Source organism: Mesorhizobium sp. M0185 (assembly GCF_040322175.1).
In the GTDB taxonomy this organism is placed as follows: Bacteria; Pseudomonadota; Alphaproteobacteria; order Rhizobiales; family Rhizobiaceae; genus Mesorhizobium.
The window spans coordinates 94,803-118,757 of record NZ_JAMYSY010000018.1; the positions used below are offsets into that span (position 1 = coordinate 94,803).

A 23,955-nucleotide genomic window follows, 5' to 3' on the forward strand; every position below is an offset into this window, starting at 1 on the left:
CTTTGTTCGGGTTGGGGCAGCGCGGAAAACAATGACGGGAATTCCCGAGCGACAAACGTCGAGGGCTGCCGGTTGGTCGCGGCGCGCCGGTGCGTTTTCGGCGATCCTGCTGCTGACCGCTCTCATCGGCCACCGCTATGACCTCGTCGAGACGCCCGCATTCCTGTGGGTGCTTGGCATTGTCGCCCTGCTGGCCGCATTTGCGCTTTTGTTCGCCGGGTTTGCCTTTGCGCGACTGTGGAATTTCGGCGATCGCGGCGGCCACGACCTGACCGCCGGCGCCTTGCTGGCGCTTCTGGTGCTCATTCCTTACGGCGTCGCAGCCTATTGGGCGGCGACCTATCCGCCGCTGCGCGACATCTCGACGGATCTGGACGACCCGCCGGTGCTCGATATTTCTACCCGGACAAAGGCTATGAACGAGCTTTTGCCGCCGACGCCCGGCGAGCAGCGGCTGCAAATCGAAGCTTATCCGCTTGTTACCGGACGCAGCTATACCTTGCCTTTCGATCGCGTTCTGGAGGCGGTCAAAACCGTGCTCGATCGGCGCGGCTGGCAGCTCACGGCGCCGTTTCCCGACGCAGCAGGGCAAAGCGACGTGACGGTCGATGCGCTGGCCAAGAGCTTGCTGCTTGGCCTTCCCGCCGATGTCGCCATCCGCGTGACCGATGACGGCGATGCGGTCATCGTCGATATGCGCTCGGCCTCGCGTTACGGCCGCCACGATCTTGGCGACAATGCAGCGCGCATCACCGATTTCCTTGCCGAACTCGACCAGGAAGTCGCCGGCCAGGTGGGCGTGGCGCCGGCGAAATGATGTCGGGAGGGTACTACTTTGCCGGCGCATAGATGCCGTCGATAGCCGGCGCGCCATCGGTGTGGACCAGGCCGCGCGCCACCAGGTCTTCCAGATGGGCAAGCACCGACAGGCCGGCCGCGCCATGCAGGCGCGGGTCGGTGTCTCGATAGATCGCGTCCACCATGTTCTTGATTGTCCGGTCGCCGCTGTTGATCCGCTCCAGAATTGCCCGTTCGCGCATTTTGCGATGCGTTTTCAATCCGCGCATGAAGCTGCGCGGCTCGGTCACCGGCCCACCATGACCGGGCAGCAGTAGCCGGTCGTCACGTTCGATCAGCCGATCGAGCGATGTCATGTACTCGGCCATCGCGCCATCCGGCGGTGCGACGATCGTGGTTGCCCACGCCATGACGTGATCGGCCGAGAAAAGGATGCCGGTTCCCTCCAGGGCGAAGGCCGCGTGATTGGCGGTATGGCCGGGCGTCAGCACCGTCCGGATCGCCCAGCCGTCGCCGTCGATCACCATATCGTCCGGCAGCGCGATATCAGGAACAAAGTCGGTGTCGGCGCTGGCATCGAGTGGATTGACCTCGCCGGTGCGCAACGGCCGCGCCGGGCGATGCCGGCCCTCCGCCAGAACCACCGCACCGGTATGCTGCTTTAACCGAGCCGCCAGCGGCGAATGGTCGCGATGCGTGTGGCTGATGAAGATATGGCTGACCGGCCTGGTCCCGATCGCTTCGAGCAGTGTTCGAAGATGTGCCTCGTCATCCGGTCCGGGATCGATCACCGCCAGCGTCTCGCGCCCGACGATATAGCTGTTGGTTCCGTGAAAGGTGAACGGGCTTGGGTTCCTGGCGGTGACGCGTTGAATACCAGGCGCAACGGCTACGCCCTGGCCATAGGCCGGATCGAAGCCTGTATCGAATTTCAGCGCCATGCGAACGTCGCGACCTTTTTTGGGGCGAGGCAAAACCGATTGCCGCATAGCACGGAAGCCAATATAGGAAAACGCAAGGCCGCGTTCGGCGGCAATCCGGAACGGGGAAGACTATGGCAATTGCAACGACGATGCGTCCGCTCATTTCTCTCGCTTTGCCTGAAAAGGGCGCGGCCCGGCTGGCAGGACAGCTTTTGCTGGCGATCGCCGGAACGTTGCTGCTGATCTTGTCTGCCAAGACCAAGGTCATGCTCGGACCGGTAGACATCTCGATGCAGACGCTCGCCGTCTTCCTGATCGCTGCCTCTTTCGGCATGCGCCTTGGCGTCGCTACGCTGCTTCTCTACATGGCCGAGGGCGCGTTGGGCCTTCCGGTCTTCCAGAGCACGCCCGAAAAGGGCATCGGTATCGCTTACATGCTCGGTTCGACCGGCGGTTATCTAGCCGGCTTCGTCGTCATGGCAGCGATCGTCGGCTGGGCTGCCGACCGTGGCTGGGATCGCCATCCTATCAAGCTCTTCAATGCCATGCTGGTGGCCGAGATCGTCATGATGGCAATGGGCTTTGCCTGGCTGGCGCTGTTGATCGGCCCGGAAAAGTCCTGGCAGTTCGGGGTGGTGCCCTTTATCGTCGGCGACCTGATCAAGGTTGCGCTGGCCGCGAGCCTGGTGCCGGCTGTCTGGTCGCTGTTGAAGCGTTCGTGAAGCCGGTCGAGCGGTGATAACCTGTTCTGCGCGACAGTGATTTTTCGCCGTAGTTGGTGTGCCCGTGCAGGATCTTTGTCGCTGGCGGCAGGCTTGTGCGCGATGCCATCCGTCACATTAGCTTCAAGTCGACGGACTAAGTACCAGAACCAACGGGCGATTCGTCACGACCAGCGTAACCAAGCACCTACGCATGGAAATAAATTGCTCGACATAGCATCTCAGCCAGCTGAAAAAGAAAGCGGCTCGGTGATTATTTAGGCACAGCTAAATTTCTGGACAATGTGTAGGAAATTCTTAACCCAACCGCCTTGACTCTAGTGGCTTGGTTGCTTGCTGGTATCCACACACTGTCGTAACCGTTGACCTGAGATCATGCCGCCGACCGCCGAAGGAAGACACGTGAGTAGCGCGGAAAAAACAACGAGCAAGGCAACAGCCCTGTCGCCTGAGTCGACCGCCGCGCCGGCAACGCGCTGGTATGCGGCCAGCGTCTTTCCCGGGAAGGAGCATGTCGCAGAGCGGCATCTCCGGATCCAGGGATTCGAGCCCTTTGTGCCTCGCTGCGAGAAAACCGTGCGTCATGCCCGGCGGCTCGAAACACGGTCCGCAGCTTATTTCCCGGGTTATATGTTCATCGCCCTTGACGTCGCGCTGCAACGTTGGCGCTCGATCAACGGAACGTTCGGTGTGCGCTCCCTCGTCATGCAAGGCGACCGGCCTTTGCCTGTCCCCTCCGGTCTGGTAGAGCGCTTCATTGCGTTGACCGGCAGGCACGGCCTGCTCGACTTCAGTGGCGGCCTCGCAGCCGGTGCTTCGGTTCGGATCCTTTCCGGCCCGTTCGCCGAAATGATCGGTCGCCTTGACCGGCTCGATCCAGCCGGAAGGGCTCGGGTTCTGATTGCGATCATGAATGGCGAGATACCTGTCGACCTTGATACCAGGGATCTCGTCGCCATCGCATAGTCGTAAGCATCGAGGTGCGGCGAGGCGATGCAAATTGTTGTAGGATCGGCTCTCGGGTTTTCACCCGGGAGTGCGGTAGCCGTTCTTCGGTGGGACTAGGCGCTGTCTGACGAGATCGTCTCGTCGGCGCTGATGAGAGTACGCGATATGCGGATAACAATGATTGGTGCCGGCTATGTAGGGCTCGTCTCGGGCGCCTGTTTCGCCGACTTTGGCCATCAGGTCTGCTGCGTCGACCGGGATGCGGAAAAGCTTGCCATGCTCAAACTTGGCAAGATACCGATCTATGAGCCAGGGCTCGACGACCTCGTCACCACGAATGCCGCGCAAGGTCGCTTGCGTTTCGACGACAATCTGGCCGATGCCGTTTCTCAATCGGATGTCGTCTTCATAGCCGTCGGCACGCCGTCGCGGCGTGGCGATGGGCACGCCGATCTGTCCTTCGTTTACGATGCGGCCGCCGAAGTTGGCCGCGCGCTCAAAGGATTTACGGTCGTGGTGACGAAATCGACCGTCCCTGTCGGTACCGGCGATGAGGTGGAACGGATCATCCGCGAGCAAAATTCCGCCGCCGATTTTGCGGTGGTCTCCAATCCGGAATTTCTTCGCGAAGGATCGGCCATCGAGGATTTCAAGCGGCCCGACCGCATCATTGTCGGGACCGATGCAGAACGGGCCAAAGCCGTCATGGGCGAGATCTACCGTCCACTCTCGTTGAATGTCGCGCCGATATTCTATACGAGCCGGCGTACGGCTGAGCTTACCAAATATGCTGGCAACGCATTTCTGGCCATGAAGATCACCTTCATCAACGAAATTGCCGATCTCTGCGAGCGGTTGGGGGCCGATGTGCAGGACGTCGCGCGCGGCATCGGCATGGACAACCGCATCGGTGCAAAGTTTCTTCACGCTGGACCGGGCTATGGCGGCTCCTGTTTCCCGAAAGATACGCTGGCACTGGTCAAGACCGCGCAGGACGCGGCAAGCCCGGTGCGGCTGATTGAAACGACGGTCTCGATAAACGACCAGCGCAAGCGGGCGATGGCGCGCAAGGTGGTTGAGGCCTGCGGCGGCTCTGTGCGCGGCAAGACTGTCGGTATCCTTGGCCTTACGTTCAAGCCGAACACCGACGACATGCGCGATGCCCCCTCATTGGCCATCATTCAGGCACTCCAGGATGCAGGCGCTTCGATCAAGGCCTATGATCCGGTCGGCATGGAGCACGCGCGCAAGATGATCGAGGGCATTGAATTCGGGGAAAGCGCCTACGCGGTGGCCGACGGCGCGCACGCGATCGTCATCGTCACCGAGTGGAATGCGTTTCGGTCACTGGATCTGAAGCGGCTTCGTGCAGTCATGGCGACGCCGGTGATGGTCGACCTGCGAAACGTCTATCGCGGCGAGGACGTCGTGAGGGAAGGCATAGCCTATTCCAGCGTTGGCCGAGAGCGGCATCTTGTCAGGTGAACATCCAGGTTTTCATGGGGCCTGATTCGCGGGATTCAAATTGATCGCCACCACCATCCATTTACCCAACAAACGGCATCTCCTGCTCCGGATGCGCTTTCAGCTGCTTGGCGGATTGACATTCGCCATCCTGCTGCCGGCGTTGTTACGCCTGTCGGTTGATCAACAAGTGATCTGGCAATCGAACATGCAGGTTACGATCTTCGCGGCATTCATCGCCCATACGACAGGCTATCTGTTTTATAAGCGCATCGGCAATTTCCCGGGCGTTGCAGCGGCTGGCTACATCCTGCCAACCTTCGCCCTGACCTACGGCCTTGTGTTCGCGACGATCTTCTTTTTCAGATTCGACTACAGCCGGTTCCAGGCGGCAGCGAGCTTTATTCAGTCGACATTGTGGTATTTTGGCTTGAGCCTGGCGACGCGTAGGCTGGATGTATACCGGCTGGCGATAATTCCCGGCGGAGACGTCGACAGGCTGGAGAGTGTACCAGGTGTGAGCTGGCACAGGATTCATTCGACCAGCACGGTTGTCGAGCACGCGAGCGGCGTGGTGGCCGATCTTCGAGCCGATCTTTCGGATGAGTGGGAGCGGTATATCGCCGATCGCGCTCTCTCGGGAACGCCGGTCTACCATGTCAAGCAAATCAGCGAATCGCTCACCGGCAGGGTAGAAATCGAGCATCTTTCTGAAAATACACTGGGTTCCCTGAACCCAAACCAGGCCTATCTGAAAATAAAGCAGGCGATAGACTGGGCTTCCGCGTTATTTGTGCTTGTTGTTTTCTCGCCATTGCTGTTGTTCGTCGCAATTGCCGTAAAGATCGATTCGCCTGGACCTGCGCTGTTTAGACAGAAGCGAATGGGCTACCGAGGGCATCCCTACGAGGTCTACAAGTTTCGAACGATGATGCTCAGCGATACAGCTGTCGACGAGAAGGAAGCGGCCATCACGAAGCCCGGCGATACACGCATCACCCGTTTGGGGCAGTTCTTGAGAAAATCCAGGATCGACGAGTTGCCGCAGGCCTTCAACATCCTGCGCGGCGAGATGAGCTGGATCGGACCACGGCCCGAAGCACTTGTACTGTCGAAATGGTACGAGGCGGAGCTGCCATTCTATCGCTACCGTCACATCGTTCGGCCCGGCATTACCGGATGGGCGCAAGTCAACCAGGGCCATGTTGCAGCCGTGGACGACGTCCTGGAAAAGCTTCACTACGACTTCTACTACATCAAGAATTTCTCCCCTTGGCTCGACGTGCTGATCGTGTTTCGTACCATCCGAACCATGCTGACGGGATTTGGCGCGCGTTGACAAAGCGGCAAAGATCGCTAGTCGACACAGCCAAACCAGCACTCACGAGCGCTACAGATGGGGATAAGCACCAGCTTTTTTGAAAGGGATATTTGGAATGTCTGACGTCACGCTGATCAGCGTTGAAAATACCGTCGTATCGACCTCGGAGAAAGCACAATGACTAGGAAGACCGCGCTCATTACCGGCATCACCGGCCAGGACGGCGCCTATCTGGCGGAACTTCTCTTGGCAAAGGGCTATGATGTCCACGGCATCAAGCGGCGGTCGTCGTCGTTCAATACGGGTCGCATCGATAATCTCTATCAGGATCCGCATGAAAAGAACGTAAGACTGTCGCTGCACTATGGCGACATGACCGATGCCACCAACCTCATCCGCATCGTCCAGGAAGTGCAGCCAGACGAGATTTATAATCTCGCCGCACAATCGCATGTCCAGGTGAGCTTCGAGACCGCGGAATATACGGCGAATGCCGACGCAATCGGTACATTGCGGCTGCTCGAAGCCATCCGGCTGCTTGGCCTGACAAAAAAGACGCGTTTCTATCAGGCATCGACGTCCGAGCTCTACGGCAAGGTGCAGGAGATCCCGCAGCGGGAGACGACGCCTTTCTATCCCCGGTCGCCTTATGCGGCTGCCAAGATCTATGCCTACTGGATCACAGTGAATTACCGCGAAGCTTACGATATCCATGCTTCCAACGGCATCCTCTTCAACCACGAGAGCCCGATGCGCGGCGAGACGTTCGTCACCCGCAAGATCACGCGCGCGGCTGCCGCCATAAGCCTCGGCCTTCAAGACAAGCTCTATCTCGGCAATCTGTCAGCCGAGCGGGATTGGGGGCATGCCCGCGACTATGTCGAGGGCATGTGGAGAATTCTTCAGAACGACGTACCCGACGACTATGTCCTTGCAACCGGAGTGAAGAACTCGGTCCGTCGCTTCGTCGAGCTTGCATTCAATGAGGTTGGGACCGAGATCCAATGGGTTGGTTCCGGCATAGATGAAAAAGGCATCAATGCGAAATCCGGCGCCGTTCTGGTCGAGGTGGACCCGCGCTATTTCAGACCCACCGAAGTAGAACTTCTGATCGGCGACGCCTCGAAAGCGGAGCGCGTTCTCGGGTGGAAGGCGACGACGTCGCTGGCAACAATGGTCCAGGAAATGGTCCAGTCCGACCTCGAAACGGTAAAGCGGGAATCCGAGCACCGGCGTCTTGACGAAGATCGGATACGCGTTGCGGCCCAGTGAGCAGCCTCGGACCCGGTTGACATGAAAATCTCGGTCTTGACCGTCTGTTGGAACTCGGCGGTGACGATCAGGTATACGATCGACAGCTTCCTGGCCCAGGATCATGGCGCCAAGGAGCTGGTGATCATCGACGGCAATTCGTCGGACGAGACGCTGGCAATAGTCCGGTCTTACCCACAGGAAGAGATCCGGCTGGTCAGCGAGCCCGACAGCGGGATGTATGATGCGCTCAACAAGGGGTTGCGCCTCTATACCGGAGACGCGGTAGGCGTGCTGAATTCAGACGATTGCTTTCACGATCGTGCGGCGCTGGAGCGGATCTCGGCAGGGCTCGAACAGGCCGATATCGTGCATGGCGACCTGGATTTCGTCGAAGACCATCTGAGCAAGCGCGTCGTACGGCGTTGGCGTGCCGCGGCCCGACCCGCCAAGGGTTTTCGGGCCGGATGGATGCCGGCCCATCCAACGTTCTACGTCAAGCGAAAGGTTGCGGACGCGGTCGGTGCATTCGACCTCAGCCTCAAAGTTGCATCGGATTATGATTGGATGTTGAGAGCTGTTGAACTCCACGGTTTCCGAATCGCTGCCTCCGGCCACGTCTTGGTGGACATGATGGTCGGCGGGGCCAGCACGAGGAGCTTGGGCGCTTACATCGGGCACAATTTGGAAGCATTGCGGTCGCGACGCCAATGGCTGAGTTCCGGTCCGATCGACTATGCGCTTGTTGCCAAGCCGGTGCGGAAATTGGGGCAGTTTTTCGGCATTGAGGGTGGCAGCACCGCCAAGCAAAGCCGCGCGGAGTAAATTGAACAGTGGTTTCGTTAGATAGTTCAAATGCATCGAAGGTCGATCCAGAGGTGAAGCGCGATTACGCTCACGTCTCTGCTCCAAATGGCCATCGCCAATTCTATCGGGATCTCCTTGCCGGCCTCTTTGACCTCGAACCGGTAACAGGACGCCTTGGACCTCGGCTGTGGCTTGATATGGTTCGGGCCCGCCACCTCCTGTTTGGCACCATAGATGACGATTACGTTGGTTTTATAGCAGTTACGTTGGCAAGATCGCTGATCGGACGGCGGACGGTTGGGCTTTTTCTGAGGCCGTCCGGTTGCTTCGCGAACGGAAGGCTCGTTAGCCGCCTCAAGAGATGGATTTTCCGGTGCTTGCGGTATCTGCCTGGACTGTCGCTCTTTACGATTTTGCCGTTCAAATTCGATCGCAGATTTGCCCAGGTCGCCCACGGGTGGGTGCACGACCCCCAGATGTGGGACGTTCATGATGGCGCGGCGCTTACCGAAACCAGCCAGCTGTCACGCGACGTGCTGGCCGCGGCTGGCGGGCGCGCAATTTTGTGCTTCCTGGGCAGCGTGAGAAAATCAAAGGGCTTCGGATTCTTGGTCGATGTTTTTTCCGACCACCCAGACCTCGCTAAAGATGTTTTTGTGGTTGCTGCGGGGCGCGTCGATCCGGCCTGTGACGGGGACTGCGCTCGTTTGATTGCTGCCGGCGGAATGGTAGTTGACCGGTTCGTGTCGGACGACGAACTCCTGAGCCTGTACAAAACCTGCGATTTCGCCTGGTGCTGCTACGGGCCGGACTACGATCAGGCCTCGGGTATATTCGGGCGAAGCATACAATTGGGCACGCGTCCGATCATCCGTAAGGGCGCGTATCTTGAGAAATATGCGCAAGAAGGTGTGGTTGCGCCAATATGTCTAGCTTATGGCGATACCGTTGACGCTGCCGCCCATATTGCAACTGCCGCAGCCAATCGATCTGACAAGCCCGAGCGGCTGGGTGAAATCGTTGGCGGGTGGCGGTCCGATTTTGTCCAGAAAATCCGCGCGGCCCTTTGACCTGCAGGCGGATGTGCGTCAATACCGCTGATAGCCGGTATTTGGCAGGCTGCAATGATAAGTGCTGACGATTGAGATAAAGGCTGATCATGTTACACCTCTTGGGTCCCAAGGCGAAGATATCATTGCGTGACGTGGGGCGGCGGTTCGGGTTCGACGTGCGCCTGAATGGCATTAATTCGCGCGATGATTTGCGTCTTGTGCATTTTCTTCACATGCACGAAATCGATCTCGTAATCGACGTTGGTGCCAACAAAGGCCAGTTCGGCACGATGCTGTTTGCGGCGGGATACCAAGGTTCGATGATTTCGTTCGAACCGCTCCCAGACGCGCATTCCGAACTCATACGCACGGCCAAGGCGTTTGACGGGCGCTGGACGGTCGGACCGGCTGTTGCGCTGAGCGACACTACAGGGACGGCGACGTTCCACGTCACGGAGGCAGCGACGAGCAGTTCGTTGCACGAGCCGCGCGAGTCGTTTGTTGAGCATACTCCTCGAGTGGCCGTCGCCAAACGGATCGAGATCGAGACAGAGCGGCTCGATGCTTTCGCCAATATGATCGACCTCGCCGGTAAACGAGCGTTCTTGAAACTTGACGTGCAGGGCGCTGAAGCGGCCGTTCTTGCAGGTGCTTCCGCCGTCCTGCCGCAACTGCGAGGCGTCCTGTCGGAACTGTCGCTGGTCGAACTCTATGCGGGGCAAGCGACAGCTCTGGAGGTGCATCAACTCATTGCCGGCGGTGGGTTCGAATTGTGGGATGTCTGGCAAGGGTATCGAAACCCGCGGACGCAGCGCTTAACCCAGATTGATGCACTGTATTTTCGCGAAAGCCAGACTTGAAAGTTGAACAATGTGCAAGTTGGTTTGAGAGTGAACCCAGATCCAATCAGGAGCTTTCCAAACATCAAAGCGACGAGTGGGACGGTTGCCGCACAGATTGTTCGAATCCCATGAATGTTGTCCAGATAGTCGGCTGCGCGCTCAACACTGGTGCGGGTCGAGGAATCCGCGCTGTGCACGAAGCCTTATTGGATGCAGGAGTTCGTTCACGCATCCTAGGGAGGGTTGAGCGAGACCTTCCGGAGGACTTGTTCGCTAGAAGAGTTCCCTTGCTGCAACGTCTGCCTGTTGGTGTTAAGAACCGTTTCTACATGTGGCATTTAATGCGCCGGTTCGGCGAGATCCCACCGAATTTCCACCCTATTTCCCACGGCCTCCACCTCCACAATTCGCGTGAATATCGGAAAGCTGACGTTATCCATGTCCAATGGGCCCACGCACCGACGCTTGGGCCGGCATTCTGGCGCGCGATCAGACATGAAAAGCGGCCGGTAGTCTGGACGCTTCGCGACATGTGGCCGTTCACTGGCGGGTGTCACTTCTCTGGTGCCTGCGAGAAATATGCCAGTGGTTGTGGCCAGTGCCCACTCTTGGGTGGAGGAGGCGAGAGGATCACATCCGACGATGTTGCATTCAAAGCCGAGCACTACGGGCCACAGTCGGTATTCGTCGCGATTAGCGAGACGATCGCCGAGCAGGCCCGAAAGAGTACGGTCCTGTGCGGGCGCACTATACATGTCATCCCCAACAGTGTGCAAATGAGCCAGCTTCGAGCGATGGACAAGGCGCAGGCGCGTAGCGCATTGGGGCTCCCAGCGAACACATTCATAATCGCCTCCGGTGCTTTGAATCTGGCCGATCCGCGCAAAGGCGCGGATATTATGCGTCACATGCTCAACGTTTATCGAGATGACAAAAAAGTTCACTGGTGTTTGTTTGGCAACGGACTTGCAGAACTAGTCGATCCGGCGCCTGAAAACTGCACAGGTCTTGGCCTCATCCGCGACGATGTCATTCTCAACCAGATATATTCGGCCGCCGACGTGTTCGTGATGCCCTCACTTCAGGAGTCGTTCGGCAAGGTCACGGTCGAGGCGATGGCATGTGGAACTCCTGTAATCGGGCTCATCAAAACGCCAGCCGAGGAGATCATTAGCCACGGGCAGACCGGGTGGTTGGCAAAGCACGGTGATGCTGACGCGGTAGTGGCTGCTGTTGAGACAGCACGCGCCCTGCCAGTTGCATTATTAAGGAGTGTTGGAGTGAGCGCACGCAGCGCCGTGATCGACAGATATTCACCAGAGGCTATCGCCCATCGCTATATCGACCTGTATGAATCCCTGCTAAGTGCCAGTTAGCGGCCGTCGGTGGCCTGAGGCGCGACGTAATAAGAACAGACTGTGCGCTGATTAGATTCTTTGTCGGAGGCTAAAAATGAATACGTTAAAGCCTTGTGGCGAGGCGAAAGGAATTTTGTGTGCCGCAAAGGCTGAGGGGTGCTAGTCAAGAGGTGGGCGGCTGTTATGCCATCCGGTGATCACGCGCGGCCCGCGTACCGCGAGACCTCGATTGTGCCGTACATAAGAGCTTCATGATGCTCCAGAAATTGTCAGGTTTTGTCGGACGATATTGGAAATACATTTCAAACTCACTCTGGTTGATTGCTGAGAAGCTGCTAACGAGTTTGATGACGCTTTTTGTGGCTGCCGCGGTGGCGCGCTATCTCGGGCCTAGCGATTTTGGATTACTTTCCTACGCATTCTCTTTGGCACTCCTCTTTGCGGTCGCCGGACAACTTGGGCTCGACGGGCTGGTCATTCGAGAAATCGTCAACCGCCCCGATGACGTGCCACGCGTACTCGGCACCGTGTTCGTTTTGAAGTTCGCTGGGCATTTGCTCGGAGCCACAGGTCTGGTCGTTTATGCGCTGTCTGTCAGCATGCATTCGACGGAGCGTATATTGTTATTTTGGGCCGCCGCCTTCATACCCTTGGCGGCGCTGTCCGCGTTCCTCGGACTCTGGTTCCACGCTCGCGTTCAGGCCCGGTACAATGCCGTCTCCTCCAGCATATCGACGCTGATGGTCGGCCTGGGGAAACTAGGGCTTGTGTGGACAGGCGCTGGAGTAGTGGCGTTTGCTGCTGCAAATGTGGTCCAGGTCTTGATCACGGCCGCGCTCTCCCTCCGCTTTTACAAGCAGCAGAAAGGTCCGCCTTTATCGGCATTGCGGTTCTCACCGGCATTGGCCAAGACCCTGCTCTCAGAGAGCTGGCTGCTTTTCCTTGGGTCCATCTTTGCGCTCATTTACCTGAAGATCGACATGATCATGCTTCGCTGGCTGGCAGGGCCGTCAGAGGTTGGCACCTATGCAGTCGCAGCCGCCCTGTCCGAAGCAGCATACTTCGTGCCGGCCGCGTTGGTCGCCAGTGTGTTTCCTAAGCTGATCGAGTCCGCGAAAACCGATCAAGATTTGTTTGACAGGCGGCTTCAGGCGGTTTTCGACGTCTTGTGGCTGGCAGGGCTTGGCCTTATCGCGACGATGCTCCTGTTGGGCGGTCCTATTATCCGCCTTTTTTTTGGAGCTCAGTACGAGGCATCGATCCCGGTGCTGCTGGTCCATGTCCTGTCTGCGCCGTTTTATTTCATGCGGATCGCATTCACGCGATGGACGATCATAAAAGGTGGCGCGACATTCTTCCTTATCACTGAAGGCCTGGGCGCGCTGACCAACGTGGCGCTTAACCTCCTACTCATCCCCCATTATGGGAGTGTGGGTGCCGCTCTTGCTACGTTCCTCTCATACGCGACGGCCTCCTACCTCACCTTGGCCATCCCGCGCCGAACGAGGCCGGTTTTCATGATGATGTCGCGCTCTGTGTTGAAGCCGTGGCGGGCTCCCAAAGAATTTTTGAAGTTTGTAAAACGAAGCGCCTATGCCTGACCGGGCAATTCCAAGACAGACCAGAAGCAAAAGCGGAGCTATGAGCGCATGACGGTGTTGAACAGAATGGCGACAAAGTGGAACCACTTTGCGCAAGCTTCGAACAATACGAGAGCCGCCGTCGAGTTATCTCGGTTGGGTCTCCCGTACATGCCGTGGTCCGATGCGTCCCTTCTTCCTTCAGCCCTGCAGGTGGTGCTCAACGAAATTGAAATCAATTCCCGCAAGACAATCGTGGAATTTGGAAGTGGTATTTCGACGGTCTACATTGCCCAAATCCTGTCACGGCTTGGGGGCCGGATTGTCAGCTTCGAGAGCGACGCGGAATGGGCAACATTCGTTGAAGATCGGCTCGCAGCACTGAACCTGTCCGAATTCGCCTCGGTCGTTCACGCGCCATTAGGACCTTGCACCTTGAGCAAGAATGGCTTGGACTGGTATGATCAAGCGGCCGTTGCAGCGGCTGTGCAGGATCTGTCGGTCGATTGTGTGCTTGTCGATGGTCCGCCTGCCTACAAGACTGGATATGAACTGGCGCGCTACCCCGCACTTCCGGCACTCCAGGCGCAACTCGCGCCAGATTACGCCGTGTTTCTCGACGATATCCATCGCCTTGGCGAAAAACAGATATTGCGGCTTTGGGCCGATCTCTTCGGCATCAAATTTCTCTCCTTTTTTTCTAAAGGGAACATAGCCCGCGGTGTCCACGGCGTGGCACACTTCACTGTGTGATTGCTGAGGTGCGACCAGTCTCATGATTCAGAGAGCCAACCTTCGCTACGGCGCATCCGCCGGTTTCACTCGAGGAGGCATTGGTCATCGACTTGCGCACTTGAGGGGTTACGTTGACCGGCGAATTTTGTTTTCTCCAGCAGCAGCCTTCGCGCTCGCGATCGGCGGCGTGTATGCTTTCGCTGGTTTGGTAAACAAGTTTGATCCAGAAGGCAGTACTGGGTCGATCCTGGTAAGGTTGGCCATTGCTCTGATAACTATCGGCTCCTATGTACTTCTTCCAGCAAAGTTGAAGTCGTCAACGGCCGCGCTTATTCCAATGAAGTTATTTTTCGTACTGTATCTGTGTAGACTTGTGGAGAATGTTTATTTATCTTCGATAAACATTTCGCCGGGCCCTATGATGGTGTTTGGCATCTTCCTGGTAACCGGTGTCGGCTCTACACTTCTTATCGCGTCGATGGACAGGGCGATAAGAAATTCAGATCTGATTTTCGTTATGAATATTCTTTGCGTCATTTTTCTCGTTGGACTGTACCTAAACAGGGATATGCTGTTCATGAGTCAGGATGAAAGGATGTCCCTCGACAAAATCAACCCGATTGCAATGGGGCATACGGGTTTCGCATTTTTGATATACTTTTTCCTTGTGTTGGGAAAGACAAAGAAATTAACTATCCAGTCTGTTATACTTGGTCCGATGCTATTGTTGGCGGTCGTATTTTCCAAGTCTCGCGGTGCATACATTGCTGGCGCGGGGGCTCTATTAGTCTACATACTGTTGCTTAAAGGCTCAAAAAGAGTGTTCGCCGTGTTGGGAGCATTGGTTGTCGCCATGGCAATTTTGGCGACCAGCGGCGTGGAGCTCATCGACGTTGTCATAGCGAGACTTCAAACGATCAACGTGGATGCCGATCAATCGACAATGATACGCAGCCAACTGTACGCTGGGGCCTGGCGGCAGTTCCAAGAAGACCCTTTGTTCGGGCGTTATGCTGTCGAGATGCAGTTCAATTTCTATCCCCACAACATTTATCTTGAATCCCTGATGGCGATGGGGGCGCTGGGATCATTGCCGTTTGCGGCTCACATAGTTTTGGCGCTCAGATCGACGGTTGGTATCATTCGATCCGGCAAATTCCCGCTCGCTGCCGTGCTGGCTGCGGTGCTATTTATCAGGGAAGCGATCGCCGGCATGGCAAGCGGCAGCCTATGGGGAAATTCGCTTTTCTGGGTTACCTCCGCTCTGACGATATCGTTCTGGTATGGATATCAGGGATTTCTTGCCAAAACGGGCAATGCGGAGATTAGGGTTTATTAGGATTCGAGCGTCGCTGTTTCGATGGGCTGGGATTTTTTTGCAGCCAAGTGATGGAGTGGATGCCCCCACCCGACGGCATCGCAATGTGCCAAATTGGTGATGTCGGAATCATCCAACACGGAGAGGGCATCCATGAAGGAAGTTAACATTATCGCCGTTGACCCGTTGACCTGGCAAAGAAGGCTTTTCAGGTTCATGGCGCCGCGGCTGAGGGGTCGGTTGTCTTTCGCAAGAAGCTGTCGCGTTCGCAGTTTCTGGCGTTCCTGAGCCGGCAGCCGGCCTGCCTCGTGGCTATGGAAGCTTGCGCGACGTCGCACTACTGGGGACGCGAGATCATGAAGCTGGGGCACACCGTCCGGTTGATCCCGCCAATTTACGTGAAGCCCTTCGTGAAGCGGCACAAGAATGACGCGGCGGATGCCGAACCCATCGCGGAAGCCGCATCGCGCCCGACCATGCGCTTTGTTGCCGTGAAGAGTGAGGAGCAGCAGGCCCGGGCGATGATCTTCCGCGCACGCGACCTGCTGGTGCGCCAACGCACGCAGTTGATCAATGCGCTACGCGGTCATCTGGCCGAGGAGGTCGCGAACGGTAAGGGCAAATGATCGATCAGATCGGGACCAGGAAGGCCAGTGTGATTCACGGAGGCACGAGCTCGCCCACAGTGATTTGGAACCTGATCCGCGCATCTCCATATCGGCCCGCGGCCATGTCAACGAGCCGCAATTGTGAGGCCTGAAACATGACCGCACTCGATCGCATGCTCTGCGCTGTTCAAAACCACTTGCAAAACCGGGGGCATCCACACATGGAATCACTTTGCGTCGCAGAAATGCTGCTAAAACAAAATGATAGACCGGATCGTCCGACCATCCGCCTTCGAATTTCGAAACGAGCGTGAGCGCCACGCGCAAAAGTTGCGGCCTATTGATAAAGCTCTGATTTGCAGGGATTGACTATTTTGCCATGCGGGCGTTTTTGTCGCGCTTGCGCAGACGGCGGGTTGCGTTGGTTAAGAGGCGCGCAATGATCGTTTCTCTACAATATGGCCGGGCTCTCGCGGCGTTCATGGTCCTCGTCTATCACGTCGACCTGATCGTTAGGTCGCCGAAATATTGGGGCGAAACCCCTTTCGGGGAGTGGCTGACCCAAGGGAAAAGCGGCGTCTTTTTCTTTTTTGCGCTTAGCGGATTTATCATTGCATACACCCATCGCAACGATATCGGCGATCCAAGCAGGGCGTGGAAATACATCAAGAAGCGGACAGCCCGTATTTATCCCATGTATTGGGTCGTGGCAGGTGCTACCGCGTTCGGGCATCTTTTCATGGGCGGCGGCACCGGATCAGATCATTACGGCTCAACGGCCGCTGTGGGGGGAATTTTCACTCTGATCCCGTTTGTCGGAGCCCAAGGCAACTTGGCCGTGGCATGGACCCTCTTTTACGAAGTGGCCTTTTACGCGTTCTTCCTCACGACAATCGTTTCGAGAAAGTTCGGCCTGGGCATTCTGGCCGCATGGTTGGGAATTAGCGCGTTCGGAGCTTTCACGACGAGCAACACGTCTTTTATCGCTACGGTTTTTAATCCTATCAATTTGATATTTCTCTTCGGCATGGCCGCAGCTCTTTTGTTGTCCACGGCAGAGAAGAAAAATTGGGGCTTGCCCGTGGCCATTAAAAATTGGGGCTTGCCCGTGGCCATTGTGGCGACGTGTTTGTATTTCGCCACTTGGGTTGCGGCCGTTAACGGAATGACACAAGGAACTTTCTTGGCCTACGGCTTAAGCGCCGCTGTCGCGATATGGGGCTTCGCGACGCATGAAAGGAACTTCCCATTCAGGCCGAACAGGCTGCTTTGCCTTTTGGGCGACGCCACGTTTTCGATATACCTCGTCCACTATCTGGTAATCTCTGCGATCACCCGCGTTCTGATCCTAATGTCGGTTCCGGCCCTCGCCGCCGCTCCCTTCTTGGTCTGCGCCGGCATGCTCGCCGGGGTCTTTGCCCACCTTTATGTCGAGAAGCCTCTGGCGAGGCTTTCCCGGCCAAGGCCGCCCAAGAAAGTGGCCGTGGCTTGAACACCGTCGTTCCGCGTAGCTTCTCCGCGTGGAGCTCTTGAATTGGTATAGTGATGGACGATTCGACGTTGGGATATGGCTCCAAACCGGTCACTCAGCCTGCCCCACGTGACACATAATTCAGCCTACAGAGTCTTGCCCTGCTCCCGAAGGAATCTCAGCGTAGCTTGCCACCACTCCGCTTTTTCATCCCATTTCGCTGGCCGATAGGGCGAATTGCTGCCGATGGTCCCCCATACAACGATTCCGTCGGCTAGCCTCCTGCATGTATCCAGCTGGGAATACCAAAGGTCGCCCGGCAGAAAAGCAAGAGTCTTGTGAAACTGCGGCCATAGAAAACAATAGACTGGCTTCCCCCGGGCGATTCTTCGTGCTTCCCCAATGTTGGCTTGCGCATAGGCCACCCAAGCGTCCTTATCGCCGTAAAATGTGTAGAGGGAGGGGAATAGCGCGTCGACATAGGGGACGAGAGACGACGCGATCGTGGTGTTTTGCTGTTTCCAGTCATCCAGCGCCGCGGCCCCATCGTGGCCGATGGCTCTCCAATGATCCCTGATCGGCAAAACACTATAGAGCCCAATCTTGACGCTCGGGTCTGCCTTTCTGAAGTTTCTGAGCGTCTCTTGGTATTTCGCGAGGGACGATGCCTGATCCGGACCCTCCAAGGGCCAGCTTTCAATGTCTATATTGAGATATTCGTTGCTCCTCGGCCGTGCCAAGGCTTGCTGCACTTGGCCGGCGTCGGGAATATCCGGTCCTAGAACATGAGGGTCCACAATCGTAAGATGCTCGAAGCCGAACAAGCGGAAATCGGGGCCGCCAGCGAAGTTGATAGTCTCGAATAGCCTGAACGGAGCGTTCGTTTCCGCCGTCACCGGCCATGAGCTCGTTAGAAGGCATACCATCCAGAATGCTGCCTTGAAGAACACGATATTTGGTATCCGGCTTCGCCAACTGACAAATGTTTGCGCGGCGGAAATTTGCATGGTTTGAATTCCTCGTAACCTGAACTTGACGACTCGAGAAACGGTAGCGTAGCTGGAGGCTTCGAACAACGTCCTCACGGGACGTGATCGAGGTAGGCTACCCTCAGGTAAAGGCGCAGACGCTGGAGATCAATCTGTGCAGATAGCGGGAAGCTCATTCGAGAGTATAGCGACTCCAGAGGCGCTGGATGCGGAGCGTGACCAAGGTTTTGACGCGTATTGCGCCGGTCCGAACGATAGGCCTCGGTGATGTTACATTCGGGGACGATCGACATGAAACGGCGCATCACCATCGTCCAACCTGCTATACCGAATTACCGGCGCGCTCTATTCGAGCGTATGGCGAACAAACTCGGGACAAACTTCGTTGTCTATGCGTCAAATCAGCGGGAGCTAGGCGTTCTATCTGACGTTCTATCTGAAGAAGATAGGCCAAGTTGGCAGCGCAACTTGGGCCCCATGCGGCCGCTCCTGCTCGGACTGGATTGGCAAGAAGGTGCAAGCTCAGTAGCGGTCAGGCGTGGCGATGTACTGGTTATATGCGGTGCGCCTCGCAACCTCTCGACCATTGTCCTGCTCTTCAAGGGTCTGTTGTTGGGCGCGCACACAATCTGGTGGGGGCACTATTGGAGTTCCACAAGCCGGTCGTGGGGCGCCGCAATCCGTTACGCCCTGATGCGTGTGCCAGATGCCATCGTCTTTTATACAGAACAAGAAGTTGATGAATTTTATGCTGGCGGTGGCAATCGGAGGAAAAAGCCGGTATTTGGACTAAACAACGGTATTGAAACTGGCGAAATTGTCCGCCTTCGGACGGTTTATTCGATAGCACATCGCCCGCGCGATCTTTTATTCATTGGTCGAATCACGCCAAAGGCGGAGCTCGACATTATACTAGATGCGCTCTCTCTCCCCAGTTGTCAGGGTGTCACGTTGGATGTGATTGGGAGCGGACATGACGAGGCGCGCTTGCGCAACCGATGTGCTGATCTCGGTATGACCGATCGTGTTGCATGGCACGGTGGCACTGTGGATGAGAAGCAAATCGCGGCTGTTGCCAATCAGTGCAAGGTATTCGTCTATCCAGGCAGCGTGGGACTTAGCTTGTTACACGGCCTGAGTTATGGTCTGCCGGCCATAGTGCATGACAACCGCTGGGCGCATATGCCCGAAATTGGGGCCTTAAAGCCTGGCAGGAACGGTGTGACGTTCCAGCGAGGCGAGGCTGGTTCTCTGGCAATCACCATTGCCGCCCTACTAGCGAATCAAACTCTACTGACTGAAATGTCGCGTTCAGCGACCGATACAACCGCCCTGACATTCAATGCCGCCGACATGGCGGAGCGCTTTTGCTCGGCAATTGAGCAGGTTGTTGCTGGAAGTAAGACGGAGTCACCGTTGTGAGAGTGGCGTTTGCGACAAGTTGGCTGTCGAAAGCCGGCGGTGGTGTTTCTGTTGTGGTGGAGGCGTTATCGCGCAACCTGGCCGATGCTGGACTCGAAGTGTCGGTATTTGGGCTTGAAGATCGGCTGTGGCTTGATGGCGACCGCGAAGCCTGGTCAGGCGCCCCAGCCGTCGCACTACCGGTACTCGGACCCGCCGCCCTCGGTTATGCACCGGAGATGGCTCGCCGTGTCATCGAGTGGGCACCCGATGTCGTTCACGTCCACGGACTGTGGATGCACCCGTCGCGCTCTGTCCTGCAGTGGTCCCGCTCAACGAGCCGTCCCTACATGATCTCGCCGCATGGAATGCTAGGAGCTGCGGCATTGCGTTATTCGCGCTCGAAAAAGCGGCTCACAAGCGCACTTTACCAAAATGCGGTTTTTGCTTCCGCCAAGTCCATCCATGTTACGAGCGAACAGGAACACGCGGAAGTTCGAGATTATGGGCTCTCTCATCCAGTTGCAATTATTCCGAACGGGATTGTGCTGCCAAGCGCGGCAAAGCGTGCACACACGGATAAAGCCGTGTGCCCCTATGTTCTTTCGCTGGGCCGCGTGCATCCCAAGAAAGGGCTCGACCGCCTCGTAATTGCCTGGAAGGATATCGAACTCAGCTTTCCCAATTGGCATCTAAGAATTGTTGGACCCGACGAGGTCGGGCACATGAAAGCACTGCGGGAACTAGCTCACAGTGCCGGCCTAAAGAATGTCCAATTTGAAGCCCCCGTTTATGGTGACGCGAAGTACGCGCTGATGCGCGAGGCAGAGATTTTCGTGTTGCCGACACTCAATGACAATTTTGCACTGACGGTTGCCGAGAGCCTGGCGTGCGGAACTCCTGTTATCTCTACGAAGGGAGCACCTTGGAATGGGCTGGAGGATAACCGTTGCGGCTGGTGGATCGACCACGGCATCGACCCGCTATCTGCAACACTGCGCCAGGCTATGTCACTGACCTCGGAGCAACGGCACACCATGGGTGTCCGTGGAGCGGAATGGGTTGCCCGAGACTTTTGCTGGCCGGCAATTGCTCAGTCCTTAGTGGGTGTGTACCGCTGGCTGAACGATCGCACGGCCGAGCCGCCTTGCGTTTGCATCGATTGATCGCGTGGCTGACAGCACGTCGCCCATTCGTAAGGATAGAGTTTTTCATGATCAGCAGGATTGTTACAAAATTACGACAAGAGGGTGTTGGCCCACTGGCGAATGCTGCGCGCAGAAAGCTTCAGATTTGGTGGTATTCGCCAAAGATTGAGATTAGTCCGACAACACTAACTTTGAAGCGGTTCGGTACTCGTTACGGAGGCTGGACGGTGTTCGAAACCCCTTCATTGCGGGGCAGCAAAATCGTCAGCTGCGGGGCTGGTGAGGATATTTCCTTTGACGTCAGCATGGCCAGCGAACTTGGTTGTTCGGTCGTAGTCGTTGATCCGACGCCGCGCGCAGTCGAACACGTTACATCGGTGATACAGCGTGTTAGCCAAGATCGCCCGGGGGACGAACCGTCCGGGCACCGCGGGACCCAATCGGACGGAAACTACGATCTAAGTAACGTCTTTCCAGGCCAAATCGTGTTGGTCGAGAAGGCGATTTGGAGCAAGCGCGAGGTGGTTAGATTCTTTGCGCCTCAAGACGTTCGCCATGTTTCTCACTCGATAGTCAATATACAACATGGCCAGCGACTGGATCGGCCGGACCGCTATATTGACGTTCCTGCTGTCACCCTTCGAGATATACTTGAAGATAATGATATTGGGCAACTTGAAATGCTGAAACTTGACATCGAAGGAGCGGAGATTTCCGTTCTTCGGGACGTCATCGAAAAGGGGATTCGCCCGAAGCAATTGCTGGTTGAGTTCGACGGCCTGCTTTTTCCCTCAAGAAAAACACGGACTGATATCAAGTTCAGTGACGGTATTCTGCGGGAGGCGGGCTATGACTGTTACCACCGAGACGGACAAGCTAACTTTCTCTACGCTCTTCGTGCGGAGATCGCCAAATGGGAACGTGCGGTCGACGGGTTGTTTTGATCTTGATTGCGGCAGCGACAACAATGGGGCGAATTGTCGCATCTTATTGATGGATGATGTAGGAAGCATCAAGTGAAAAAAGGCATGGCTTCTTTCATAGATGATGAGGCTCGAACTTCTCAGCGCGTGGCGGTCCGCCTGCGGGATTTTCGTAATGCAGAATTTGAGCGTGGACGTAGCCTACCGATCGAAGTGCTATGGACGCTTCTGTCTGCCCTGTTCGTAAGTTCTTGGGTGCCGGGGAGCGCGCACCGGCGGTTTCTGTTGCGGTTGTTCGGTGCAACTATCGGGCATCGTGTTGTTATTAAACCGGGTGTGCGGGTGAAATTTCCTTGGCGACTCACCGTCGGCGCGGACACCTGGATTGGTGAGGAGGTTTGGATCGACAATCTCGCTACAGTCTTCATAGGCGACAACTGTTGCCTGTCACAGGGTGCCTATCTGTGTACCGGGAGCCACGATTGGAATTCTCCGACATTCGATCTGAAGACTCGCAAAATACAAGTCGACAACGGAGCTTGGATAGCGGCGAAAGCTGTCGTGGGGCCGGGGGTGACAGTCGGCGAGGGTTCGGTTCTGACAATTTGTAGTATTGCGACCAGCAATTTGGCAGCTTGGACCGTTTATAGGGGAAACCCTGCAGTGGTCGCCGCCAGCCGCGAGCTTCGACAAATTCCTTGATCGAGTCATGTCCTCCGAACTACGGGATCGAAGTCGCGATGCGGGGACCGAGGCTTTCCCGTGCGGCGACAGGTCGAACTGACCATACGCGGACGACATCCAACATTGTAGGAGCCACTACGGCATCACGTCACATTTCGAAGTCGCGGCTAAACCCTTCCCACTTCGAGGGGGCTTCGAGGGGTGGTCAACGACGGTCGAGGAGAGGCGAAGTCGGTTGGCACGCCGATGTTGCTGTCCGATATTCCACTGCATCGCGAGCAGGCATCGGAATCGCTCTTCTTCGCACCCGATCGTGCGTAAGCACTGACGGAGCGGCTCTTTGAAGCCGGGCAGCGCCAACGCTTCGTCCGCGACAGTGTCGCCGTGCTGGGGCCACAGACCCGCCGACGGGACTATGCGGCAGCACTCGCAGCCTTGTTCGAGAAGACCAAAACTGCCGCGCATTGATCATTGAAAGGGGAGTAGGGCCTTTGTCGATCGGGAAGGTAGCAGCACTTGGGTTCATAGCGTTGCTGTTTGCGGGCGGCTTTCTGTTCATCGTCATCAACAAGGGAACGAATATTCGCGCGCAGGCGCCGAAGCCGGCGGCAGCTCTCACATCGTTCGATGGCAAGCTTGACGTCCAATCAATCGACGATCTGCGGGTCGCCAGCCGCAAGATCGTGCTGTGCGGCGTCGCATTTGCCAAGCCCCCGTCAATGCGGGTCATGGTCACCGAGTCCATGCGCCGGGACTATCAAGGACTCGCATTGACATGCAAACCCGTAGGCTTGGGGACACCGTGCGACGGCAATGTCGCGCCGAAATTCCGTGACGCCGTCGTCGTGCAGTGCCTCACCTCCGACGGCACGGATCTGGCTGCAAAGCTCGTCGAGGCAGGCATTCTGTGCGGGCAGCCCGCGCAGGCGGGCTCGACCTACAAGTCTTGCGCGCCAGGCTCGTAGTTCTTGCCTCGAATGGAAGAAGGCCGGCTGGATAGCAAATCTCCACTTTGCAACGAAGTGGTCTGGCTGTTCTTTCAGCTCCACAGGCGGCGACAGTATCCTACTGCTGGCGGAAACAGTACGGCCCTGGAAAACTGCTATGCCTACAACTGCGGCGAAGGTGAAGTCGGCTTCAGTATCGGCGGTCACGCCACGGTCATTGAGTGTCTTGCCTGTGATAAAATTACAGGTAAAAATTATATTTTTCGCTTGGTGGCGATCCTTTTTACCGGCACAACTGCCTGGCTATGGTCGCCCGCGCTACTGGAACCTTTGTCACAGCAATCGAGATCTTGAGCGGAACCGGGTGCAACGTCTGGATACGTGGCAACACCCGTTTTACAACCAAGGGGGCGACCCGAAGCGGCAATTCTTATATTCAACGTACCGGCGGTTCGTTCCTCGTTGAGAACAACTCCAATACGACGACAGGGGCGTTCCCGGACTTCTATAATACATCTTCGCTGCTTACCGACATCGATATCGAGTAAGCGCTGTTGTGGGGCCCCGCCCCCAAAGGGGGGCCCCCAAAGCCCGGTCACACTTTTTAACAGAGCCTGAAATAGTGTCCCACAAAACGGGCTGTGAGGTATTAACAAATCAGAGCC

Annotated in this window: 22 protein-coding genes and 2 pseudogenes; 21 read left to right on the forward strand and 3 right to left on the reverse strand. The window is 56.8% G+C overall.

Features of this window, described 5'->3' with window-relative positions; translation table 11 throughout:
* The first annotated feature begins 31 nt into the window (after positions 1-31).
* Positions 32-817 carry a DUF1499 domain-containing protein gene (locus NKJ20_RS16635; protein WP_352745405.1) on the forward strand — a complete coding sequence of 262 codons (786 nt, stop codon included), beginning with the start codon at positions 32-34 and terminating at the stop codon, positions 815-817.
* 13 nt (positions 818-830) lie between these two features.
* On the opposite strand, the gene NKJ20_RS16640 is transcribed toward NKJ20_RS16635, so the two are convergent.
* Entirely contained in the window at positions 831-1,739 is a 909-nt protein-coding gene (locus NKJ20_RS16640; RefSeq protein ID WP_352745406.1) for an MBL fold metallo-hydrolase, read from the reverse strand.
* Between the two features lie 113 nt (positions 1,740-1,852).
* On the opposite strand from NKJ20_RS16640, the gene NKJ20_RS16645 reads away from it, so the two are divergent.
* The 6 genes and pseudogenes from NKJ20_RS16645 (at position 1,853) to NKJ20_RS16670 (ending at position 8,252) form a co-directional block, all read left to right on the forward strand.
* Entirely contained in the window at positions 1,853-2,443 is a 591-nt protein-coding gene (locus tag NKJ20_RS16645) for a biotin transporter BioY (protein ID WP_352745408.1), read from the forward strand.
* 375 nt (positions 2,444-2,818) lie between these two features.
* Positions 2,819-3,409 (forward strand): transcription termination/antitermination protein NusG, encoded by a 591-nt coding sequence (nusG, locus tag NKJ20_RS16650; protein WP_352745411.1) that lies wholly within the window; start codon positions 2,819-2,821, stop codon positions 3,407-3,409.
* A gap of 147 nt (positions 3,410-3,556) precedes the next feature.
* Entirely contained in the window at positions 3,557-4,876 is a 1,320-nt protein-coding gene (locus NKJ20_RS16655; protein WP_352745414.1) for a UDP-glucose dehydrogenase family protein, read from the forward strand.
* A gap of 40 nt (positions 4,877-4,916) precedes the next feature.
* Entirely contained in the window at positions 4,917-6,194 is a 1,278-nt protein-coding gene (locus NKJ20_RS16660) for a sugar transferase (protein WP_352745415.1), read from the forward strand.
* A gap of 159 nt (positions 6,195-6,353) precedes the next feature.
* Positions 6,354-7,473, forward strand: a pseudogene (gene gmd / locus NKJ20_RS16665) (GDP-mannose 4,6-dehydratase).
* Positions 7,470-8,252 carry a glycosyltransferase family 2 protein gene (locus NKJ20_RS16670; protein ID WP_352745417.1) on the forward strand — a complete coding sequence of 261 codons (783 nt, stop codon included), beginning with the start codon at positions 7,470-7,472 and terminating at the stop codon, positions 8,250-8,252. The pseudogene gmd and the gene NKJ20_RS16670 overlap by 4 nt, the downstream one beginning before the upstream one ends.
* Positions 8,253-8,278: 26 nt before the next feature.
* On the opposite strand, the gene NKJ20_RS16675 is transcribed toward NKJ20_RS16670, so the two are convergent.
* Positions 8,279-8,689, reverse strand: a complete 411-nt coding sequence (locus tag NKJ20_RS16675; protein WP_352745420.1) for a hypothetical protein — start codon at positions 8,687-8,689, stop codon at positions 8,279-8,281.
* Between the two features lie 21 nt (positions 8,690-8,710).
* Between NKJ20_RS16675 and NKJ20_RS16680 the strand changes: the two genes are divergently transcribed.
* The 8 genes and pseudogenes from NKJ20_RS16680 (at position 8,711) to NKJ20_RS16715 (ending at position 17,219) form a co-directional block, all read left to right on the forward strand.
* Entirely contained in the window at positions 8,711-9,304 is a 594-nt protein-coding gene (locus NKJ20_RS16680) for a glycosyltransferase family protein (protein ID WP_352745423.1), read from the forward strand.
* Positions 9,305-9,438: 134 nt separating this feature from the next.
* Positions 9,439-10,146 carry an FkbM family methyltransferase gene (locus NKJ20_RS16685; RefSeq protein ID WP_352745472.1) on the forward strand — a complete coding sequence of 236 codons (708 nt, stop codon included), beginning with the start codon at positions 9,439-9,441 and terminating at the stop codon, positions 10,144-10,146.
* A 269-nt stretch (positions 10,147-10,415) separates the two neighbouring features.
* On the forward strand, positions 10,416-11,504 hold the full coding sequence (locus NKJ20_RS16690; protein ID WP_352745425.1) for a glycosyltransferase: 1,089 nt from the start codon (positions 10,416-10,418) through the stop codon (positions 11,502-11,504).
* A gap of 233 nt (positions 11,505-11,737) precedes the next feature.
* Positions 11,738-13,087: a flippase gene (locus NKJ20_RS16695; protein WP_352745428.1), complete on the forward strand. Its 1,350-nt coding sequence runs from the start codon at positions 11,738-11,740 to the stop codon at positions 13,085-13,087.
* Between the two features lie 48 nt (positions 13,088-13,135).
* Entirely contained in the window at positions 13,136-13,819 is a 684-nt protein-coding gene (locus NKJ20_RS16700) for a class I SAM-dependent methyltransferase (protein ID WP_352745431.1), read from the forward strand.
* Between the two features lie 22 nt (positions 13,820-13,841).
* Positions 13,842-15,140, forward strand: coding sequence for an O-antigen ligase family protein (locus NKJ20_RS16705; protein ID WP_352745434.1), 1,299 nt, complete (start codon positions 13,842-13,844; stop codon positions 15,138-15,140).
* A 170-nt stretch (positions 15,141-15,310) separates the two neighbouring features.
* Positions 15,311-15,718, forward strand: a pseudogene (locus NKJ20_RS16710) (IS110 family RNA-guided transposase); the annotation flags it as partial.
* A 448-nt stretch (positions 15,719-16,166) separates the two neighbouring features.
* Positions 16,167-17,219: an acyltransferase family protein gene (locus tag NKJ20_RS16715; RefSeq protein ID WP_352745436.1), complete on the forward strand. Its 1,053-nt coding sequence runs from the start codon at positions 16,167-16,169 to the stop codon at positions 17,217-17,219.
* 125 nt (positions 17,220-17,344) lie between these two features.
* Here NKJ20_RS16715 and NKJ20_RS16720 read toward each other — a convergent pair whose 3' ends face one another.
* Positions 17,345-18,205 (reverse strand): hypothetical protein, encoded by an 861-nt coding sequence (locus NKJ20_RS16720; RefSeq protein ID WP_352745439.1) that lies wholly within the window; start codon positions 18,203-18,205, stop codon positions 17,345-17,347.
* Between the two features lie 273 nt (positions 18,206-18,478).
* On the opposite strand from NKJ20_RS16720, the gene NKJ20_RS16725 reads away from it, so the two are divergent.
* The 6 genes from NKJ20_RS16725 (at position 18,479) to NKJ20_RS16750 (ending at position 23,644) form a co-directional block, all read left to right on the forward strand.
* Positions 18,479-19,609: a glycosyltransferase family 4 protein gene (locus NKJ20_RS16725; RefSeq protein WP_352745441.1), complete on the forward strand. Its 1,131-nt coding sequence runs from the start codon at positions 18,479-18,481 to the stop codon at positions 19,607-19,609.
* Positions 19,606-20,754: a glycosyltransferase gene (locus NKJ20_RS16730; RefSeq protein WP_352745444.1), complete on the forward strand. Its 1,149-nt coding sequence runs from the start codon at positions 19,606-19,608 to the stop codon at positions 20,752-20,754. Before NKJ20_RS16725 ends, NKJ20_RS16730 begins: the two co-directional genes overlap by 4 nt.
* Before the next feature lie 47 nt (positions 20,755-20,801).
* Positions 20,802-21,680 carry an FkbM family methyltransferase gene (locus NKJ20_RS16735; RefSeq protein ID WP_352745445.1) on the forward strand — a complete coding sequence of 293 codons (879 nt, stop codon included), beginning with the start codon at positions 20,802-20,804 and terminating at the stop codon, positions 21,678-21,680.
* A gap of 72 nt (positions 21,681-21,752) precedes the next feature.
* Positions 21,753-22,361: a WcaF family extracellular polysaccharide biosynthesis acetyltransferase gene (locus NKJ20_RS16740; protein WP_352745447.1), complete on the forward strand. Its 609-nt coding sequence runs from the start codon at positions 21,753-21,755 to the stop codon at positions 22,359-22,361.
* Between the two features lie 512 nt (positions 22,362-22,873).
* Positions 22,874-23,308, forward strand: a complete 435-nt coding sequence (locus NKJ20_RS16745; protein WP_352745450.1) for a hypothetical protein — start codon at positions 22,874-22,876, stop codon at positions 23,306-23,308.
* A gap of 12 nt (positions 23,309-23,320) precedes the next feature.
* Entirely contained in the window at positions 23,321-23,644 is a 324-nt protein-coding gene (locus tag NKJ20_RS16750) for a calponin homology domain-containing protein (RefSeq protein WP_352745453.1), read from the forward strand.
* Positions 23,645-23,955: the final 311 nt, after the last annotated feature.

Bases quoted from the DNA above. Each gene is read 5' to 3' on its own strand.
- NKJ20_RS16635 (WP_352745405.1), top strand. From the start codon at position 32: ATGACGGGAATTCCCGAGCGACAAACGTCGAGGGCTGCCGGTTGGTCG.
- NKJ20_RS16640 (WP_352745406.1), bottom strand. From the start codon at position 1,739: ATGGCGCTGAAATTCGATACAGGCTTCGATCCGGCCTATGGCCAGGGC.
- NKJ20_RS16645 (WP_352745408.1), top strand. From the start codon at position 1,853: ATGGCAATTGCAACGACGATGCGTCCGCTCATTTCTCTCGCTTTGCCT.
- nusG (WP_352745411.1), top strand. From the start codon at position 2,819: ATGCCGCCGACCGCCGAAGGAAGACACGTGAGTAGCGCGGAAAAAACA.
- NKJ20_RS16655 (WP_352745414.1), top strand. From the start codon at position 3,557: ATGCGGATAACAATGATTGGTGCCGGCTATGTAGGGCTCGTCTCGGGC.
- NKJ20_RS16670 (WP_352745417.1), top strand. From the start codon at position 7,470: ATGAAAATCTCGGTCTTGACCGTCTGTTGGAACTCGGCGGTGACGATC.
- NKJ20_RS16680 (WP_352745423.1), top strand. From the start codon at position 8,711: ATGTGGGACGTTCATGATGGCGCGGCGCTTACCGAAACCAGCCAGCTG.
- NKJ20_RS16695 (WP_352745428.1), top strand. From the start codon at position 11,738: ATGATGCTCCAGAAATTGTCAGGTTTTGTCGGACGATATTGGAAATAC.
- NKJ20_RS16700 (WP_352745431.1), top strand. From the start codon at position 13,136: ATGACGGTGTTGAACAGAATGGCGACAAAGTGGAACCACTTTGCGCAA.
- NKJ20_RS16705 (WP_352745434.1), top strand. From the start codon at position 13,842: ATGATTCAGAGAGCCAACCTTCGCTACGGCGCATCCGCCGGTTTCACT.
- NKJ20_RS16715 (WP_352745436.1), top strand. From the start codon at position 16,167: ATGATCGTTTCTCTACAATATGGCCGGGCTCTCGCGGCGTTCATGGTC.
- NKJ20_RS16720 (WP_352745439.1), bottom strand. From the start codon at position 18,205: ATGCAAATTTCCGCCGCGCAAACATTTGTCAGTTGGCGAAGCCGGATA.
- NKJ20_RS16725 (WP_352745441.1), top strand. From the start codon at position 18,479: ATGAAACGGCGCATCACCATCGTCCAACCTGCTATACCGAATTACCGG.
- NKJ20_RS16735 (WP_352745445.1), top strand. From the start codon at position 20,802: ATGATCAGCAGGATTGTTACAAAATTACGACAAGAGGGTGTTGGCCCA.
- NKJ20_RS16750 (WP_352745453.1), top strand. From the start codon at position 23,321: ATGGAAGAAGGCCGGCTGGATAGCAAATCTCCACTTTGCAACGAAGTG.